At 73.6% G+C, this 15,144-nt stretch carries 12 protein-coding genes; 4 read left to right on the top strand and 8 right to left on the bottom strand.

Translation table 11 applies throughout. The annotated features are described in order from the left end of the window. Positions 1–1,773: 1,773 nt before the first annotated feature. The 3 genes from ABD385_RS16310 to ABD385_RS16320 all read left to right on the top strand — a co-directional run bounded on the left by ABD385_RS16310 (position 1,774) and on the right by ABD385_RS16320 (position 5,047). Positions 1,774–3,120, top strand: coding sequence for an MFS transporter (locus tag ABD385_RS16310; protein ID WP_344576244.1), 1,347 nt, complete (start codon positions 1,774–1,776; stop codon positions 3,118–3,120). A gap of 220 nt (positions 3,121–3,340) precedes the next feature. Next, the gene (locus tag ABD385_RS16315; protein WP_344576245.1) at positions 3,341–4,489 is read left to right on the top strand and encodes an NAD(P)/FAD-dependent oxidoreductase; all 1,149 of its coding nucleotides are present in this window, start codon (positions 3,341–3,343) and stop codon (positions 4,487–4,489) included. An 84-nt stretch (positions 4,490–4,573) separates the two neighbouring features. Then, on the top strand, positions 4,574–5,047 hold the full coding sequence (locus ABD385_RS16320; RefSeq protein ID WP_344576247.1) for a flavodoxin family protein: 474 nt from the start codon (positions 4,574–4,576) through the stop codon (positions 5,045–5,047). 98 nt (positions 5,048–5,145) lie between these two features. Here the strand turns inward: ABD385_RS16320 and ABD385_RS16325 are convergent, their stop codons facing one another. Together ABD385_RS16325 and ABD385_RS16330 are read right to left on the bottom strand one after the other, a co-directional pair. After that, positions 5,146–5,661 carry a hypothetical protein gene (locus ABD385_RS16325; protein WP_344576249.1) on the bottom strand — a complete coding sequence of 172 codons (516 nt, stop codon included), beginning with the start codon at positions 5,659–5,661 and terminating at the stop codon, positions 5,146–5,148. 4 nt (positions 5,662–5,665) lie between these two features. Next, positions 5,666–7,846 carry a polymorphic toxin-type HINT domain-containing protein gene (locus ABD385_RS16330; protein ID WP_344576252.1) on the bottom strand — a complete coding sequence of 727 codons (2,181 nt, stop codon included), beginning with the start codon at positions 7,844–7,846 and terminating at the stop codon, positions 5,666–5,668. Positions 7,847–8,139: 293 nt separating this feature from the next. On the opposite strand from ABD385_RS16330, the gene ABD385_RS16335 reads away from it, so the two are divergent. Beyond that, positions 8,140–8,883 carry an SAM-dependent methyltransferase gene (locus ABD385_RS16335; RefSeq protein WP_344576255.1) on the top strand — a complete coding sequence of 248 codons (744 nt, stop codon included), beginning with the start codon at positions 8,140–8,142 and terminating at the stop codon, positions 8,881–8,883. Here ABD385_RS16335 and ABD385_RS16340 read toward each other — a convergent pair. The 6 genes from ABD385_RS16340 to ABD385_RS16365 form a co-directional block, all read right to left on the bottom strand. Then, on the bottom strand, positions 8,823–9,698 hold the full coding sequence (locus tag ABD385_RS16340; protein WP_344576257.1) for a class I SAM-dependent methyltransferase: 876 nt from the start codon (positions 9,696–9,698) through the stop codon (positions 8,823–8,825). The genes ABD385_RS16335 and ABD385_RS16340 overlap by 61 nt on opposite strands. 62 nt (positions 9,699–9,760) lie before the next feature. After that, the gene (locus ABD385_RS16345; protein WP_344576260.1) at positions 9,761–12,079 is read right to left on the bottom strand and encodes an ArnT family glycosyltransferase; all 2,319 of its coding nucleotides are present in this window, start codon (positions 12,077–12,079) and stop codon (positions 9,761–9,763) included. A 205-nt stretch (positions 12,080–12,284) separates the two neighbouring features. Continuing rightward, entirely contained in the window at positions 12,285–12,449 is a 165-nt protein-coding gene (locus ABD385_RS16350) for a hypothetical protein (RefSeq protein WP_344576262.1), read from the bottom strand. Between the two features lie 60 nt (positions 12,450–12,509). Next, positions 12,510–13,331, bottom strand: a complete 822-nt coding sequence (locus ABD385_RS16355) for an FAD:protein FMN transferase (RefSeq protein ID WP_344576263.1) — start codon at positions 13,329–13,331, stop codon at positions 12,510–12,512. After that, complete coding sequence (locus tag ABD385_RS16360) at positions 13,324–13,764, bottom strand: FMN-binding protein (RefSeq protein WP_344576264.1); 441 nt, start codon at positions 13,762–13,764, stop codon at positions 13,324–13,326. The genes ABD385_RS16355 and ABD385_RS16360 overlap by 8 nt, the downstream gene beginning before the upstream one ends. Before the next feature lie 9 nt (positions 13,765–13,773). Then, positions 13,774–15,135, bottom strand: a complete 1,362-nt coding sequence (locus ABD385_RS16365) for a ferredoxin reductase family protein (RefSeq protein ID WP_344576265.1) — start codon at positions 15,133–15,135, stop codon at positions 13,774–13,776. Positions 15,136–15,144: the final 9 nt, after the last annotated feature.

The following is a 15,144-nucleotide window of genomic DNA, read 5'->3' on the forward strand; positions in this document are numbered from 1 at the left end:
ATGGCAGGGGCTGATGGCGAGTTCCGCCGGCGGACGGCAGGCTCGAAAACTCCGTCAACCGCGGTAGGGCAGCGTGCGGGAGCCGGGGCGGTGCGGTGTGCTTTCGGCCGTGCTGGTCCACGCGTTCCGGTTCGGTGGGTCTCGGAAAGGTCAGCCGGTGCCCGGAGAGCCGGTCATGGAATGTTTTTTGACAGGGGTGATTGCGTCGCCGCTTCGCGTTGCGCGCGGGCACGGGGAAAAAGTGTCCATGCGTTGGGTAAAGGTTTCTTCACTGGACGGCTCGAAGCGGATCCCGACGCGCGGAAATCTAGTGGGGATCGGCCGTCGCGGGCTGGTGATCGGGAGTTCCCGGACCGTCCCGACGAGCGCGGGTCTGCGGCTCCGTAGCTGGTCACCGACCGTCTCGCACCGTCAAGGACCTACCTGGTCGGTCCTGGGCCGGTGGGTCCGGCGACCGCCGCTTTCGCTGTTGAAGAATGTGCGCCGTTGCTGTGGCTCGGCCGGGCTTAACGGGCCGCCGCGGCTGCGCTCAGTGCCGCGATGGCTTCGGCGGCCGAGTTGGAATACGGCGAGTTGGGGAAGAGTGCGGACGTCCCGTCCGGGTAAGGGGAGCAGAGTGGTGTGCGACCGGCTGTGCCGCCTCGTATCCGAAGACGCAGCTGCCGAAAAACCCATGGTTGCACTGTGACTGCCCCCGTTAAGTCATCCTGACCGCATCGGATCACGATCCGATGCGGAAGCCGCCCGGCATTCCATCCGCCGGGTAAGTCGTCGGTCTTCTGGTCACGTTGATCGGCGACTGTATTGACTGTGGAAACGTGCACGCGGAACTTTTGCACTGCATGGCTACTGCCGACGGGCGCCGAGGTCCGTTTTACCCAGGTGGACCGGATTACGAGGTGCTCGTCCGATCGGCGAACATCAGACTGCCACTCTGACTTTGGCGAGACAAGAGTGATCTGCTGGCCGGAACCTGCACTGGCAAGAATTGACCCCCAAGTGGCTGGTTCACTCTTTCCTCGTGCGATGCCACAGGAGCAAGTGCGGCATCGCTCGCAAAGAGGTGTGCACGTACCCAAGGCGGATAGTCCTGCACTTACGGGGCGGCCCGGCCGGCCCGCTGTCCGCGGGTGGTGGTGCCGCTGCCGCCGTCACCAGCGGTTTCGGCTCGCCCGGCCGGCGGTCGGAGGCGACCGGGACGGGGCGGTCGTCCGGAGCGTGCGACAGGCAGGCGGCCGTGCGTCGCAAGGGTGGGCCCGGTGCCCGTTGCGACTGGCGCCGTTCCGCGTTCTCGTGCGAGGGAGGGTGACTGGGCGTCACTCCTCCGGCCCGTGCGGTGATCCGGGGAGGTCAGGGGCGTCGGGTGCGGCCGGGAACGGACCGCCCGAGGTTTCGCCGCGGCACCGGCGAAGTGAAGTCCGGTTTCCGCATCTGCCAGGCACACATGAACTGCGTGTCGTTTCCAGCCAGTTGGGAAACAATTGGTTGACCTGGGACGGGTGCGGTGATCGGCTTACGAGGTTCGTGTCCAACCCGCCTGGGGAGAGGGAGCAACACCGCTATGCGCAACAGTTCGTTACGGGTCCGGCCGGCCGCGAGAGGCACGGCCCCGCTGGCGCCCGTGAGCCTGGTCGGCCCGGCGCATGTCGACAGTCACCTGCCCGCCACGGGCCGGCGCAACCCCCTCCGGACAGCCGCCTCTTGCCCCGGCGCCGGGTCGGCCCCCACCGGCGTGGTCGACGTCGCCGGTGCAGAGTCCCTCGGCGGGTCCGCATGACCGCCCTCGCCCCGACGACCGGGCGCCGACCGGGCCTGGCGCTCGGCGCGCTGGCCGGAGCGCTCGCACTGGACCTGAGCGGCATGGCCGTCCTGAACGCGGCCCTGCCGTCCGTCGGAGAACGCTTCGGCCTGGGCGACACCACCCTCCAATGGGTCATGACCGCCTACTCCGTCACGTTCGCCGGCTTCCTGCTGGTCGGTGGCCGACTGGCCGACGTGTGGGGCCGGCGGCGGGTCTTCGAGGTCGGCGTCGCCGTGTTCACCCTGGCCGCGCTGGTCGGGGCGGTGGCGCCGGACGGTGCGGTGCTGCTCGGTGCGCGGGCGGTCCAGGGCATCGGCGCGGCCCTGTCGGGCCCGGCCGCCCTGGCCCTGCTGACCGAGGTGTTCCCGGCCGGCCCGGAGCGCAGCCGGGCGCTGGGCGTGTACGCCGCGGTCGGCGCGGCCAGCTTCAGCGGCGGAATGCTGCTGGGCGGCGTGCTGACCGAGTTCCTCGGCTGGCGCTCGGTGCTGTGGTTCTCGGTGGCGCTCGGCGTGATCGTGCTCGCCGTCACGCGGGCCGGACTGCCCGACGGAACGGGCCGCAGGGCCCCGTTGGACCTGGCCGGCGCCATCTCCGGCACCCTCGGTCTGACGCTGCTCATCGTCGGCGTGAGCTGGGGCGGGACCGCGGCCTGGGGCATGGTCGCCGCCGCGGTGGTCTTCCTCGTGCTCTTCGTCGTGCGCGAACACCGCACGGCCGACCCGCTGTTGCCCCTCTCCCTCCTCCGGATCCCCGCCGTGCGGCTCGCGACCGCCGCGGCGGTCCTGCAGTACACGGCGGCGGTCGGCATCGTGTTCTTCGCGCCGCTGTACCTCCAGGGCATGTTGGGGTACTCCCCGGTCGCCTCGGGTCTGGCCCTGGTGCCGATGTCGCTGACGGTCTTCCTCACGGCCACCTTCGCCACCGGGCGACTGCTGACCAAGTACAGTCCCCGCACCCTGATGGTCACCGGACTCCTCCTCATCGGCGCGGGCACGGCACTGTGGATGACGACCCCGCAGCACGGCAACTATCTGCTGCACGTGATGCCCGGGCTGGTGCTCAGCGGCTTCGGCCAGGGCCTGAACTTCCCCGCGATGACGACGGCCGGGCTCAACGGCGTGCCGACCCACCAGCACGCGGTCGCCGGAGCGGTGAACGTCGTTGCGCAGCAGATCGGCTCCAGCGTCGGCGTCGCGCTCCTCGTCCTGGTCGCGGCGACCGGCGACAGTCGACTGTCGGGCTACCACCTGGCCTACCTCGGCGCCGCCGTCGCCTGCGCGATCGGCGCGGCGGCCATCGCGACGGTGCGGCGGACCTGACCCCGCACGCGGCTGCCCGGACCCACGCGGTGCCTGGGTCCGGTCGGCCGCGCCGGCCAGGCAGCCGCGACTGCCGGAGGCGAGCCCACACCCCCGGCGGCAACGACGTTCCCGCGCCCTCTCTGTCGCCGTGATCGGCGTCACACTCCCAAGCCGTCACGATCGCCGGGGCTACCGGGTCCCCCTCGTGTGACGACGAGCGGAACCGGAGGTGGGTGCGGTGGCACAGGTGGTGGTGGTCGGCGCGGGCTACGCGGGCGTGATGGCCGCGAACCGGCTGGCGGCGACGGGGCGTTCGGAGGTGGGAGTGACGGTGGTCAATCCCCGGCCGGACTTCGTGGAACGCGTCCGGCTGCACGAACACGCGGCGGGAGCGACGAACGCGGTGCGGCCACTGAGCGGCCTGCTCCACCGCGACGTGCGGCTCAGGGTGGCCACGGTGGACGCGATCGCGGAGCGGTCGGTACGCCTCGACGACGGTGGCGCGCTCGCCTTCGACTACCTACTGTACGCGGTGGGCAGCACGGTGGCCCGCGGCCTGCCCGGGGTCGAGCACGCCTGGCACGTCGCTGACGTGGACGGCGCCGAGGCGCTGCGCACACGCCTGCGGCAGCTGCCCGAAGCGGCGCGCGTCGTGGTGATCGGCGGTGGACTGACCGGCATCGAGACGTCCGCCGAAATCGCCTACCACCACCCCTCCTTGAACGTCGAGCTGGTCGCACCGGCGCTCGCCGCCTGGTTGCCCGACGCCAGTCGCACCCGCATCGCAGGCAAGCTCGCGGCCGCCGGGGTCGTGCTGCACACCGGCCGCCGGGCCACCGCGGTCCACCCCGACGGCGTGGCGACCGACGCCGGCTGGCTGCCGAGCGCGTGCACGGTGTGGGCCGGCGCGTTCGCCGTGCCGGACCTGGCACGGCGCAGCGGACTGCCGGTCGCGCCCGACGGACGCCTGCGCACCGACGAGACCTTGGTGTGCCTGGACCACGGACGGATCGTCGGCGCGGGCGACGCGGTCGCACCGCCCCGGCACGTCGCCGGGCACCTGCGGATGAGTTGCCAGGCGGCGATGCCCCTGGGCGCCCACGGAGCCGACACGGTGCTGGCCCTGATCCGCGGGGAACGACCGGCGGCGCTGTCGATCGGCATGGTGGGACAGGGCATCAGCCTGGGCCGTCGCGACGGCTTCGCCCAGGCCACGCACCGGGACGACACGCCCCGACGGTTCACGTTGTCCGGACGGGCGGCGGCGCTGGTGAAGGAACGCGTGTGCCGCTTCACGCTCGGCGCGATGCGGTTCCCGCGCGCCTACCGTTGGGCGTCCGGCGCCACGCCGACGGTGCCCGAACCGACCCCGGCCACCGTCCGATGAACCGGGCGGGTTGACGGGCGGGCGCACCGCCCCCCGACCCCACCGGCACCCAACCGACACCGTTCCAACGGAAGGAGCACCACCATGAAGGCCATCATTGTCTGCGTCTCGGCTTCCCACGGCAACACCAAGAGGGTCGCGGACGTCATGGGCCAGGCACTTCAGGCCCGCGTCGTCGCCCCCGAGGAGATCGAGCCCGCCGACCTCGCCGGCTACGACCTCGTCGGCTTCGGCTCGGGAATCTTCTCGATGCGGTTCCACCCGCGGCTGCGCGCGTTCGTCGCGTCGCTTCCGCGCACGCAGCGGCGGGCGGCGTTCGTCTTCGCCACCAGTGGACTGCCCGAACTGCGGTTCCGTCCCTTCACCCGGCCCCTCGTGCGGCTCCTGGAGCAGAAGGGCTTCGAGGTGCGCGACACCTTCTCGTGCCGTGCGCTCGACACCTGGCTCCCGTTCAAGCCGGTGGGCGGCATCAACAAGACACGGCCCGACGGCACCGATCTGGCGGCGGCGCAGAAGTTCGCCGAAGGGCTGCGGGCCCGGACCCGAGCGGCGTCCTGACCACCCCTGACCCGTCCCGCGAAGGGGGCGCCGGCGAAGCGGAGCAGCACGTCGGCTTCCGGTGCCGGGACGGGCGGGGCGCTCCGATCACCCGGGCGTCATCCGCCGTACGACGGCGGGTGATCGAGCGCGGCCATCCGCGCCAGCACGGCCGCCACTTCGGCGTGCCCGTGCTGCCGGGCCCACCCGCCGAGCGCGACGACGACGTCCGCGTAGTGCCGTTGCAGTGCGTGCAGGGGCACTACGCAGCGCGCTTCGACGTCGCCGCCCCCCGTGCCGGAGAGCTGGTACGCGCGGTCACAGACGGCCGTGACCTCGACCTCGACGGCGCGGTCCCGGGCCCCTTCGACCTCGGCGTCGGCCCGTGCGCCCGCACGGCGGGGCGTCAGCTTCAGGTAGTAGGGCCCTTCGAAGAAGTAGACCTCGCCGGCCTCGCCCGAAGCCGCCCTGCGGAGGGCCTCGCCCATCGAACCGAGGACCGACACCGGGGCATCGGTCCAGTGGGCCCCGGGGAAGTCCACGCCCCCGAGCGTGCACCAGATCTCCCCGGAGACCAGTTGGGGCGTGCCGGCGGACACCGCCAACGCCGCCACGGAGACCTTCAGGTCGTCCACGTCACTAGCTCCAGGGTTGCAGCGGGTAGAGGGACCTCATCTCGCCGCCGCCCCGGGGGATCTGGAACTGCACCATCTTGCCTCCCACCGTGGCCACCGCCTGGATCATTCCGGTCTGCGGGTCGAAGCCGATCACCCTCGGATTGTTCCGCATCGCCTGCTGGGCGATCTGCGCCAACTGTGCGTCCGTCATCTTCGCAGGCCACAGGTCCTTCCGGGGCGTCACGCCGGACCCGCCGGGGAAGTGGTTCGCCCGTACGTGGGCGGTGTCCAGGCCCTCGTACTGCTTGGGGACCTTCACCCCCTTCAGGCTCTTGGGGTCGCGCTTCATCGCGCAGTTGTGCACCAGGACCGGGGTGTCGCCGGCCAACACGTAGTAGGTGTGGACGCCGTCGACGCTGAGGTTGTAGGTGCGCACGGCGGCGCGGTACGCACGGACCTCCCGGACCGTCGCCACGGCCGTGCCCGTCGTCTGGACGCGGTCGCCGCGCCCGAGGGCCGATGCCTCGGTCCAGCGCGCGGTGGTGACGTCGTAGAAGAGGTGGTGCGCGGTCGAGCGCACCGTGCCGGTGCCACGGGGGCCGGCGATGGTGAGCGTGACGAAGTCGCGGTCGTCGTCGGTGACCACGACGGCGGAGACGGTGTGCTGCTGCACCGCGCCGCTGCGCGGGGCGGCGTTGGCGATCCGGTCCCCCACCTTCAGGCGCTGGATGGGCTCCGTGCTCGCGTCGGCCATCAGGACCGGGGTGCCGGCCACGAAGCTGTCCTTGGAGCAGTCCGGTTCGGGGCCGGCGTCCTCCTTCGCCCGCTCGACCGCCTGGCCCCGCTCGGCCTGTTGCGCCTTGACCTTCTGGGCGATCTCGGCCTTGGCGAAGGCCATGGCCGTGATCTGCACCTGTGCCTGGAAGTTGAGCGTGTAGGGGATGCGGACCGGCCGGCGGGTGGCCCGTGCCTGGGCGTCCGCCTCCCGCTGTTTCTCCGCCTTGATCCGTTGGACGACGGGGGCGGTCCCGGCGGCGACGCAACTCATCGTGCCGCTGCCGTTGATGGGCAGGGTCGCGGCCTGCGTGCAGCCCCCGCCGGACTGCCCGTTGACACTCACCTGCGCCGTCATCGAGGCGTTGACCGTGCCGGTCAGTTCGGCGCCGGGAGCGGCCGTCGTCGTGGTGACGACGTTCTCGTTGACCGTGCAGGACTCCGAACAGCGCAGGTTACCGGTCTGGTTGAAGTTGAACCTGATCCCGAGGTTCACGGCATTGCCGAGGGTCTTGGTCTGGCCGATGAGGTCGTCGTACGCCTTGCCGACGTCGTCGGGGGACATTGGCGTGAAGTCGACGTTGCCCAGGCCCGATTGGCCGCTCGAAACGGTGCGGTCGGCCGCGGCCGGGTGCACCCCGGCAGAAACCAGGCTGGCGCGCGCCAGGCTCCCTGAGGACGACGTCGAGGACGGGGCAGTGGACGAGAACGGGGCCGTCTGCCTGTTCGGCGTCAACTTCACCACCCGGTACGGCGCGGTGGCCGAGACGGAGAGCACGCCCTCCGCCGTGGTGACGGACAGCGTCGCGGGCCCGCTCCCGCCCCCGCTCTTGGCGATCGGGAAGCCCGCGGCCCCGTCCAGCCCCCGCCACAGCCGTGCGGCGAGCGCCGCGGGGGAGCGGGGTACGGCCGGCAGCGTGCTGGTCAGGCGGTCGTCGCCGGTGACCCACTTGCCTTCCAGCGCACCGGCGGAGAGCCCGTTGGGCAGGCCGGTCAACAGGTCCTTCGGCGGCTTGGCGTAGGTCTTCCCGTCGACCGTCAGGACGTCGGTCCGGCGCCCGGCGGTGGTGATCGTCCCCTGCGCCTCGCTCCCGGCGGTGACGGTCAGGTCCCACGTCGCGCCGTCCGGGGCGGAACCCGTGTAGTGCGCCGCGGGTTGCCGCGCCAGGTCGTACACCGCCAGGTAGAACGGGGCCCGTTCCGCGTCGGTGTCCTTCGCGGCCTCGGGCCGCGCCGAGCGCCACAGCAGGGCCCCGGCGACGACCGCCAGCACCAGCCCGCACACCGCGACCCCCAGCAACCAGGGCCGTCGCCACCAACTCCGCACCGGCGGCGGGGGCGGTGCGCCCCCGCCGGCCGGTCCCCATCCGAGGTGGCCCGCCGGTGCCGTCCCGTCGTTCGGGTACCCTGCGCCCAGTCCCTCACTCATGCCGTGCACTCCCCCGTGAATGTCCGACCATCGCCGTCAGCGATAGGACGTCAGTCTCGGTGCCGCCATCCACCTGTCAATTGTTCGAGCGAGGCACCGGCGATTATCGGACAGTGGTGCGCGTCGCACGGAAGCGGCGGCCCCGCCCCGCCGTTGGGCCCCGGCATCCCGCGGGCGGTGCGTGCACTCCGGCCGCGGAACCGACCCGGACGGGCCTACGGGTGTCCTCCCACCGGACGCCGCGCGCGGAAAAGGGGGATGCGCGCGGCCCGCGGCACTGCCAGGCTGCGCCGGTGAACCGTGAACAGATCTCCCGGATCGCCCATGCCGACCACCCGATCAAGGCTCCGCTCGACGACGCCGCGGTGCGTCAACTGCTGGCACGCGGGCTGCCCCGCGGCGACGAACACGTCCTCGACCTCGGCTGCGGCAGCGGGGAATGGCTGGTGCGCGCCCTGGCCGCGCACCCGGACCTGCACGCCGAGGGGGTGGACACCTCCGCGGACGCCTTGGCGCAGGCCCGCGAGTCGGCGCGCGACCGCGGCGTGGCGGAGCGCCTCGTCCTCCACCACCAGGACGCCGCGGACTTCGCGTCGGCGCGGCCGTTCGACCTCGTGGTCAGCGTGGGAGCCGCGCACGCCTTCGGCGGCCTGCTCGGCACGCTCGCGGCGGCGCGCAGGCACCTGGCCCCCGGCGGCCGGGTCCTGATCGGCGACGGGTTCTGGGAACACCCGCCGTCCCCTGAAGCCGTCGAGATGCTCGGCGACTTCAGCGACCTGGCGACGACCGTGGACCGGGTCGTCGCCGAGGGGTGGACGCCCGTGCACGGGCACGTGAGCACGCGCCGCGAACTCGACGCCTACGAGTGGGCCTGCTGGGGATCGCTGGCCTCCTGGGCCCTGGACCGTCCCGCCGAGCCGGACGGCGCGCACGCGCTGGCGACCGCCGCCACCCGCCGTGCCGAATGGCTGCACGTCTACCGGGGCGCGTTCGGCTTCGTGTCCTTGGTGTTGTGCCGGACGCCCGACCTGCCCTGAACGTCCGCCCCTTCCGCGGCCGGGTGCGGTGACTGCTCCTGCGGGCGCTGTGCGATCAGGTGGAGCAGCGCCGCCACCCGCCGGTAGGGGTCGGTGCGGCCGGCGCGTTCCTCGTGGCGGAGCACCGCGTCGAGGGTCGCCGCGTCCGGCAGCGGCGCATCCGAGGCCGCGTGGTCGGTGAACACCCGGACCCCGTACCACTGGCGGACGGTCATCCCGCGCCGCGCCAACGCCGCCGTGAGGTCGTCCAGGCGGTCCGCGCGCGCGTCCACGCCGAGCCGGTTGCGGTAGGCACGTCCCTCGAACGCCTCCTCGACGGCGTCCCAGTCGGCCAGCAGTCCCGGGCGCAGGGCGAGGGCGTCGCCGTTGCGCACCAGCAGGGAGGCGATGCCGCCCGGCGCCAGGACCTGCCCGACGGCGTCCAGGACGGGTCCGGGGTCCGGGAAGTACATCAGGACGCCCTGGCAGAGCACCACGTCGTGGCTGGCCGGCCCGAACGCCTCGACCAGCCGCCGGGCGTCACCGCGGACCAGCCGCACCCGGTCGCGGACCTCCACCGGCTCGTCGGCCAGTGCGGCGCGGAAGTCGTCGAGCAGGCGGGCCGACGCGTCCAGACCGGTGACCGCGTGCCCGCGACGGGCCAGGTGCAGGGCTTGCGTGCCCTGGCCGCAACCGACGTCGAGCACCCGGCGGGGCGGCAGGTCCGGCAACTGGTCCGCGAGCTGCCGGGCCACCACCTCCTGGCGGACGACCTGCCGCAACGTCCCCAGACGGGCCCGCCATGCCGCCTGCCCCGCCGCGAAGCCCTCGTGCACGTCGCCTCCTCCGCCACCCGGCCGACGCGGAGCTTAGCCCAGTGCAGCGGCCACGGTGCGGGCTACCGCGGTGTGTTGCGGGTCGCCGCCGCCCCGAGCAGTGGGTGCGTGGCCCGGCTTCCGGCCGGTCCGTCGCTCGCGCCGGGGCCGCACCGGTAGAGGGTCTGGGCGCCGGCTCCCGGGCCCGGTCGGGCGGGCGTCGGCGCGGGCGTGCCGGCGTAGGCCGAGGCCGGGACGCGGGGGCAGTCGGTGCGCACCCAGTCGGCGATCCGGGCGGCGGTCGTCGCGCTGCCGCCGCCGAACGGGGTGCCCGCGCCGCGGCCCGTGCCGAGGAGGACGAAGCGGACCGCGCCGGTGTCCACCAGGTGTTGGAACTGGGGCTCGGTGGGGAACGGGACCTGGCCGCTGAAGCCGCCGAGCGCGAGGACGTGGGCGCCGGTGGCGAGGATGTAGGGGGACGCGCCGCTCCAGCCGTCGGTGGCGAAGGCGTAGCGGGAGGTGCCGCGGTGGGCGGTGGTGTAGGCGAGCAACGCACGCTGTGTTGGGCTGAGTTGGCCGTTGGAGGCGCCGAATCCGCCCTTGCCGTGCCCGTTGCCCGGCCACTTGGGCGAGCCGTGGCCGCCGTGCCCGCCGCGCGGGGCGGACGGGCCGACCGCGCCCATTCCGGAGCTGCCGTACGCGGGGTTGAAGACCTGGACCGCCCAGGCGCCCGGTGCGAGGAGCAGGGCGGCGAGCGAGGCCGCGAGCCCGGCCAGGGCGAGGCGTTTGCCGGTCCGTGGGCCGCCGGGACGGGCGAGGACCAGGAGGACGACGGCGGCCAGTCCCAGTGCGCCCACCGCCGGGGCCAGCCACGGCAGGAAGGTCGGGAACTCGCCGGCCAGGAACGCGCCCCACGCCGCGGTCGCGGCGACCGCACCGGGCAGCACCCACGAGCGGCGTCCACCGGCCCGGTACGCCCGCCACAGCGCGACGGCCCCGCCGCCGGTCAGCGCGGCGAGCGGTACGGCGATCACGCCCATGTAGTAGGTGTGGCCGCCGACGCTGCCTGCGCTGAACACCAGGAAGTAGGTGGCCAGCCAGGTGCCCCAGAGGGCGAAGCCGGCGCGGATGCCGTCGGTGCGCGGCCGGCCCCGGCGCCACAGGAGTCCGCAGACCACGGCGACGGCGGCGAACGGGTAGAGCCAACCGGTCTGCGCGGCGAGCGACGGGCCGAACATCTTGCCCCAGCCGTCCTGGTCGCTGCCGCCGCGGAAGCCGCCGGGAGCGCCGCTGCGGGCGGTGTGGTGGGGGAGTTGGGCGCTGGCCGGGTGGCGCCCCGCCGGTGCGTTGGGCGTGCCGGTGCCGGTGCCGGTGCCGGTGTTGGAGTTGTGCTGCGGGTGGTGGGTGGCGGGGTCGCCCGGGGCCGCGTCGCGGTGCGATCGGGCGGCCTGCGACGGGCCGTTGTCGGGTCCGTCGCCGTGCGCGCCGCCGCCGTGGCCCCCGCCGCCCCGCGTCGCACTGATGCTGCCGGTGGAGGCGGCGCTGACGCCCAGGGAGGAGAAGCGGTTCAGGAAGTTGTAGCCGACGACCATGCTGAACGCGGAGTTGTTCGTGGTGCCGTCGACGTACGGCCGGTCCTGGGCCGGGGTGAGGGCGACGGCCACCATCCACGAGGCCGAGACGGCGGTCATCACCAACGCCGAGAGCGCGAGGTGGGCCAGTCGCCTGCGCAGCGCCACCGGCGCCGAGAGCAGGTACACCAGGGCGAGCGCCGGCAGCACCGCCCACGCCTCCAGCATCTTCGACTGGAAGCCGACGCCGACCCAGACGCCGGCCAGCACCAGCGGACCCACCCGGCCCGCCGCGGCCGCGCGCTGGGTGGCCTCCGCGGCGAGCAGTACGCACAGGGTGAACAGCGGGTCCTCGACGGAGGTGCGGAACAGTCCCACCGCCACCGGGGTCAGCAGGAACGCGCCGCCGGCGATCAACGCCGCGTGGTCGCCGGCCCAGCGGCGCACCACCCGGTACAGCACCAGCAGGCTGGCCACTCCCTCCAGCACCTGGGGCAGGGTCAACGCCCAAGGATGGAAGCCGAATATCCTGGCAGAAATCGCCTGCGGCCAGAGAAATCCCGGCAATTTGTCGAGGGTGATCGAATTGCCGGGATCGAATGAGCCGTAGAAGAACGCCTTCCAGCTTTCCGTCATGCTGCGCGCGGCGTTCGCGTAGAAGGTGTGGTACTGGCTGTGGTTGATGCCCCATGCGTAGAGCACGGCGGCGAGCACGGCGAGGACCAGCAGCGCGGGTCGTGCGTAGGCAGGCTGCCCCACCGGCGAACGCCACGGCGCGCGACGGGGGGCGGCGCCGGTGGGGGTGGTTCTGTCGAGGACTGTCGTGGCCATGCGCTGCAGTCTTCGGCATGTTCGGGGCCGGTCACGCCCCAGTCGGCCGTTCCAAGGAATTTCTCATCGGATGCGGGGGAAGCCTTTACCGACCTGATCCCGCCTTTAATCCGCGCCGCGCTTTTCATTACCTGCAATAGGGCGACGCCGCACGCGATTCCCGCCACGGCGCCCGTCGTGCGGCCGGGGCTTCGGGACGGCCTGGCTAGTGGTCCATGGCCATGTTGGTGTCGCCGGCCTGTGGGTCGACGAGCGTGCCGTCGTAGGTGCCCGTCACCCAGGGGGCGTCGTGCGGGACGGCGCTCGCCGGCGCGGTGAGGATCCCGAGCGCGGCGAGAGTTCCGATGAGGGCGGCAGCGACACGGCGCATGGTGTTGGGCCTTCCCGGGTGGGGGTGTGGGTCGCGCTCAACTTGCCCGTATTCCTCCGGTTATATACGCCGTGTCCCTCGGCTGGCGGTTGCCGTGCGCCCGTCGGGCCGTCGGGGGGCCGGCACGGTTCCCGGGAACCCGCGGGTGTGCCAGGTGCTGCCGTCCGGAGCGACCGCGAACCCCTCGTGGCCGTCGAGCGCGGTCAGCCAGTCCCGGGCGTCCGGTCCCATGGCGAAGGCGGCCGTGGCGTAGGCGTCGGTGAGGGTGAGGCTGCGGCCGACGACGGTGAGCGAGGCGAGCCGCGTCGCCGGTGCACCGGTGTGCGGGTCGAGGACGTGCGGCCCGCGCTCGGCGGTGCCCGACGTGGCGACGGCCAGGTCACGGCCGGTGACGACGGTGCACAGTGTGCTCGGACGCAGGGGGTGGGCGACGCCGATGCGCCACGGCAGGCCGGGGGCCGCCTCCCCGCTGAGTTGGAGGTCGCCGCCGCCGTTGACGCAGGTGTGGTGGGCGCCGGCGGCCCGCAGGAGTTGCCCGGCGCGTTCGACTGCCCACCCTTTGACCAGCCCGGTCGGGTCGAGGGTGCCGCGCGCGGTGACGCTGAACCACCCGTCGGTGGTGCGCCCCACCCGTTCGCACAGGGCGAGGACGTCGCGCACCTCCGCGGGGCAGTCGGCGAGCCGCAGCGCACCGCGCGCCAGTCGGCTGACCGCGCTGTCGGGACGGTAGGTGGAGAAGACCGCGTCGACGTGGTGCAGCCAGGCGACGGCCGCGCACAGGGCGGACTCGATAGCGGCGGTGCGGTCGTCGCGGACGTCGAAGGAGAAGACCGTACCCATCGCCCGTTCGACGTGCCGCAGTCCGCGCCGCGGCTCAGACACCGGCCCGGTCCAGGGCGCTCTGCAACGACCGGATGTACCCGGCACTGGTGTAGCTGGCGCCGGACACCGCGTCGATGCCGGCGCCGTGCGCGGCCAGCGCCTCCTGCGTCAGGCGCGGCACGGCGTACGCCGCGATCTCCTGGTCGCGGCCGCTCTCCGACGGGACGTGCAGCACGCGGACGCCGGTCAGTCGGCCGGCCGCGACGGTGGCCGCGACCTGCACGGTGCCGTAGCGGGTGCTGACCGGGTCGCCGGTGTAGGTGCCGTGGGCCGGACGGGCGGCCCGCGGCGCGCTGCCGGTGGGGGCCGGGGACGGCGCGGCGCCGCCCTGGGCCAGGTCGTCGGTCAGGCCGGCGGGCTGGTGGGGCTTGAGGGCGAGCAGGAGGACGACCAGGGCACTGGTCGACGCTGCGGTCAGAACGGCTCGGCGCACGACGGCTCCTCAGAACGCGAACGATTCGTGGTGGATGTGGTGGTGGGGCACGCCGGCCCCGCGCAGGGCGCGGCGGGCCGCGTCGGTCATGCCGGGCGGACCGCACAGGTACACCTCGTGGGCGGCCAGGTCCGGGACCAGCTGCCGCAGCGCCCGGGCGGTCAACGGCACCGCGTGCGCGGCCGGTTCGTCGACGCAGTAGTGGACGGCCGCACCGCGGGCCGCCGCGATGGCGTCGAGTTCGGCGCGCAGCGCGAGGTCTTCCGGGCGCCGCGCCCGGTACACCAGGGTGACCTCGCCGGGGAGCGTCTCGAAGAGCGTGCGCAGGGGGGTGATGCCGACGCCGCCCGCGAGCAGCAGCACCTTCGGCGCGCGGCGCCGGGCCTCGGTGAAGGCACCGTAGGGCCCCTCGGCCCACACCCGGGTGCCGGGCCGCAGCCGGGCCAGGGCCGCGCTGTGCCCGCCGGCCGCCTTGACGGTGATGCGCAGGCGCCCAGGGAGCGGCGGCGCGGACAGCGAGTAGGGGTTGGCGGTCCACCACAGGCCCGGGGCCAGGAAGCGCCAGCGGAAGAACTGGCCCGGCCGGGCGCCGAGTTCGGCCAGCCGCTCCCCGGTGAGGTGCACCGACACCACCCCCGGCGCCTCCCGGCGGACCTCGACGACGCGCAGCCGGTGGCGCAGCGCCCGCCGCACCGGGACCGCGAAGCGGTACCAGACGAGCAGCGCCGCCACCGTCCCGTACAGCGCGTACCAGCCCAACTGGGCGGGGCGCCGGCCCACGAAGTCCGCCCCGTTGGCGAGCTGGTGGCCGAAGGCGAGGAAGAGGGCCAGGTAGGTGGCGAAGTGGAGGTAGTGCCAGGTCTCGTAGCTCATCCGGCGCCGGGCGGCCCGCGCCGAGACCAGGCCGGTGCCCAGCAGCAGCACGCATCCCGCGGTGGCCTTGAGCATGTCCGGGTAGTCGAATACGAGCGTGGTCGCCTCGTGCAGCACGCCGCTGCGCGAGGTGACGGCGTAGCCCCAGACGATCAGCAGGACGTGCGTCAGCACCAGCGAGACCGTGTAGCGCCCGGCACCGGCGTGCCAGCGCGCGAGGCGGTCGGTGCCCAGCGCGTGGTCGAGCAGCGGGACCCGGGCCATCAGCGCGACCAGCACCGCACAGGCGTAGCCGGCCAGCAGGCCGGTGATCCGGCCGGCGCCGGTCAGCCAGCCCGCCGGCCCCACCACGGAGGCGGTGCCCGTCCACCACAGGGCCAGCACACCCAGCGCTCCGGCCCCGACGACGGCCTGCACCAGCAGCGGGGCCGGGGCCGGCAGCCGGCGCGGCGGGGGACCGCCGCGGGCACTGCGGTGACGGTGCGAGAGGGTGCTCATGGGGCTTTC

The organism is Streptomyces lunalinharesii (assembly GCF_039532155.1).
Lineage (GTDB): Bacteria > Actinomycetota > Actinomycetes > Streptomycetales > Streptomycetaceae > Streptomyces > Streptomyces lunalinharesii.